This window comes from Burkholderia sp. Ax-1720 (assembly GCF_011753035.1).
Classification (GTDB): domain Bacteria; phylum Pseudomonadota; class Gammaproteobacteria; order Burkholderiales; family Burkholderiaceae; genus Burkholderia; species Burkholderia gladioli.
The window spans coordinates 1-825 of record NZ_VWWK01000462.1 but is presented as its reverse complement, the minus strand read 5'-3'; the positions used below and the strand labels follow the sequence as shown (position 1 = coordinate 825).

Here is an 825-nt window from a genome sequence, read left to right as displayed (position 1 = left end):
GGCCAGGTGCAGGCCGCAGGTGGTGGCCCAGGGCGCCAGCCAGCGCGCCAGCGGGCCGCGCATCGCCGCCAGCAGGCGGGCGCGGCGCTGGCCGTATTCGCGCCGCATGCGGCGCAGGTGGGTGGCGAAATCGCCGCTCGCCAGCAGCGGCAACAGCGCGTTCTGCGCGTGCGCCGAGGTCTGCCGGTCCACGACCGTCTTGGCCTTGACCAGGCTCTCGCGCAGCCAGGGCGGCGCGACCACGTAGCCGATGCGCAGCGCCGGCGCCAGCAGCTTGGCGACCGAGCCGAGATAGACCACCCGGCCGTCGCGGTCCTCCGACTGCAGGCAGGGCGCGGGCGCGGCGCCGTGATGGAACTCGCAGTCGTAGTCGTCCTCGAGGATCACGAAGCCGTCGGCGGCGGCGCGCGCCAGCAGGGCCGCGCGACGTGGCGCCGAGAGCGGCACGCCGAGCGGGAACTGATGGTTCGGCGTGCAGTAGAGCGTGCTCAGGCCGGCCGGCAGCGTGTCCACGCGCAGGCCCTCGCGATCGACCTCGATCGCGTGCAGGCGCGCGCCGGCCAGCCGCGCGAGCCGCGCCGAGGCGGGGAAGCCGGGATCCTCGGTGGCATGCGTGCGGCCCTCGTCGAGCAGCAGCCGGAACAGCAGGTCGAGCGATTGATGCGTGCCGGTGGTCAGCACCAGCTCGTCGGCCTCGCAGCGCGCGCCGCGCGAACGGCGCAGGTAGGTGGCGAGCTGCTCGCGCACGCGCGGGTCGCCGTAGTCGGTCAGGCTGGCCGCCTCGGCGCCGGCATGGCGGCGCGCCAGGCGCGTCGCGCCGAACAG

The 825-nt window shown here is 75.6% G+C and carries 1 protein-coding gene; it reads right to left on the bottom strand.

From position 1 onward, the window contains the following. Nucleotides 1-825 (bottom strand): PLP-dependent aminotransferase family protein (locus F3J18_RS37680; protein WP_166917230.1); only part of this gene is annotated, 825 nt, incomplete at both ends.